We start from the raw sequence: 2,926 nt of genomic DNA, 5'->3' as shown, positions 1-2,926 counted from the left end.
GATGAGCATGAGCAATGGGAACGATCAAGCCAATCGAACGATTAGTACTGGTAAGCTTCATGCGTTGCCGCACTTCCACACCCAGCCTATCAACGTGGTAGTCTTCCACGGTTCTCAAGGGAATACTCGTTTTCAGGTTGGTTTCCCGCTTAGATGCCTTCAGCGGTTATCCATTCCATATATAGCTACCCTGCTATGCCCTTGGCAGGACAACAGGTCCACCAGAGATATGTCCATCCCGGTCCTCTCGTACTAGGGACAGATCCTGTCAATATTCCTACACCCACGGCAGATAGGGACCGAACTGTCTCACGACGTTCTGAACCCAGCTCACGTACCGCTTTAATTGGCGAACAGCCAAACCCTTGGGACCTGCTCCAGCCCCAGGATGCGATGAGCCGACATCGAGGTGCCAAACAACCCCGTCGATATGGACTCTTGGGGGTCATCAGCCTGTTATCCCCGGCGTACCTTTTATCCGTTGAGCGATGGCCCTTCCACGCGGGACCACCGGATCACTATGACCGACTTTCGTCTCTGCTCGACTTGTCAGTCTCGCAGTCAGGCGGGCTTATGCCATTGCACTCGACGACCGATTTCCGACCGGTCTGAGCCCACCATCGCGCGCCTCCGTTACTCTTTCGGAGGCGACCGCCCCAGTCAAACTACCCACCATACACTGTCCCGGATCCGGATAACGGACCGCGGTTAGACATCCATGACGATAAGGGTGGTATTTCAAGGATGGCTCCACAAGAACTGGCGTCCCTGCTTCAAAGCCTACCACCTATCCTACACATGCCGACACGAATGCCAGTGTAAAGCTATAGTAAAGGTGCACGGGGTCTTTCCGTCTGACCGCAGGAACCCCGCATCTTCACGGGGAATTCAATTTCACTGAGTCTATGCTGGAGACAGCGGGGAAGTCGTTACGCCATTCGTGCAGGTCGGAACTTACCCGACAAGGAATTTCGCTACCTTAGGACCGTTATAGTTACGGCCGCCGTTTACTGGGGCTTCGATTCAGAGCTTGCACCCCTCCTCTTAACCTTCCAGCACCGGGCAGGCGTCAGACCCTATACGTCGTCTTGCGACTTCGCAGAGCCCTGTGTTTTTGATAAACAGTCGCTACCCCCTGGTCTGTGCCACCCTTTCATACTTGCGTATAAAAGGGTCACGCTTCTTCCGAAGTTACGCGTGCAATTTGCCGAGTTCCTTCAGCATAGTTCTCTCAAGCGCCTTGGTATACTCTACCTGACCACCTGTGTCGGTTTCGGGTACGGTCTATACGGTGGAGCTATTTCCTGGAACCGCGTCCCTGCACACCCAATCCAATAAGAGCGTACAAGTTAAGCAATCCGTCACTACCACCAGGCCCACGAATATTAACGTGGTTCCCATCGACTACGCGTGTCCGCCTCGTCTTAGGGGCCGGCTAACCCTGCTCAGATTAACTTTAAGCAGGAACCCTTGGTCTTTCGGCGAGAGGGTCTCTCACCCTCTTTATCGTTACTCATGTCAACATTCGCACTTCCGATACCTCCAGGACCCCTCACAGGTATCCCTTCACAGGCTTACGGAACGCTCCGCTACCACACGTCTTGCGACGTATCCTCAGCTTCGGTGCATGGCTTTAGCCCCGTTACATTTTCGGCGCAAAGACCCTTAATTAGACCAGTGAGCTGTTACGCTTTCTTTAAATGATGGCTGCTTCTAAGCCAACATCCTGGTTGTTTTGGGATCCTCACATCCTTTCCCACTTAGCCATGACTTGGGGACCTTAGCTGGAGGTCAGGGTTGTTGCCCTCTTCACGACGGACGTTAGCACCCGCCGTGTGTCTGCCGACTAGTACTCCTCGGTATTCGGAGTTTGGTTAGGATCAGTAAGACGGTGAGTCCCCATAGCCCATCCAGTGCTCTACCCCCGAGGGTATTCGGTCGACGCACTACCTAAATAGTTTTCGCGGAGAACCAGCTATTTCCGAGTTTGATTGGCCTTTCACCCCTAGCCACAAGTCATCCCAATCTATTGCAACAGATGCGGGTTCGGTCCTCCAGTTGGTGTTACCCAACCTTCAACCTGCTCATGGCTAGATCACTCGGTTTCGGGTCTAATGCGACGAACTGAACGCCCTATTCAGACTCGCTTTCGCTGCGCCTTCACCTATCGGCTTAAGCTTGCTCGTCACACTAAGTCGTTGACCCATTATACAAAAGGTACGCCGTCACCCTTGCGGGCTCCGACTGTTTGTAGGCATCCGGTTTCAGGTTCTATTTCACTCCCCTTGTCGGGGTGCTTTTCACCTTTCCCTCACGGTACTTGTTCGCTATCGGTCATGCACGAGTACTTAGGCTTGGAGAGTGGTCTCCCCATGTTCAGACAGGATTTCACGTGTCCCGCCTTACTCAAGGACACTGAGTGTTCTACGTGTAAGGGGCTATCACCCTCTACGGCCGACCTTTCCATGTCGTTCCACTTTATTCCTCAGTGCCACTGGCCTGGTCCGCGTTCGCTCGCCACTACTTGCGGAGTCTCGGTTGATGTCCTTTCCTGCAGGTACTTAGATGTTTCAGTTCCCTGCGTTCGCTTCTTACCCCTATGTATTCAGAGCAAGATACCTTTAAACAATACTTGGAAACCTAAGCCGTACCAAAGCACGACTTAAATTTTCCAAGTATTTAAGGTGGGTTTCCCCATTCGGAAATCCATGGATCAAAGCTTATTCGCAGCTCCCCACGGCTTATCGCAGCGTATCACGTCCTTCATCGCCTGTGCATGCCAAGGCATCCACCAAATGCCCTTCTTTCACTTGATCGTTCTCATTGCCAATGCTCATCCTTAAGCCGTCGTCCCCTTGGGGACGCGGCAGACCGGGTTACCTTTTACAACCCAATCCAATCCAGATGCCATCGACGTGTTCGATAC

General features: G+C 52.8%; 1 rRNA gene. It reads right to left on the bottom strand.

The features are described 5' to 3' along the window. Positions 1-20: 20 nt before the first annotated feature. Positions 21-2,816: ribosomal RNA gene (locus AC07UR_RS33815) — 23S ribosomal RNA — on the bottom strand. Between the last annotated feature and the right edge of the window lie 110 nt (positions 2,817-2,926).

This window comes from Ensifer sp. GW821-FHT05G01 (assembly GCF_059419585.1).
The sequence above is the reverse complement of the archived record's forward strand: the minus strand, read 5'-3'. Positions and strand labels throughout refer to the sequence as shown.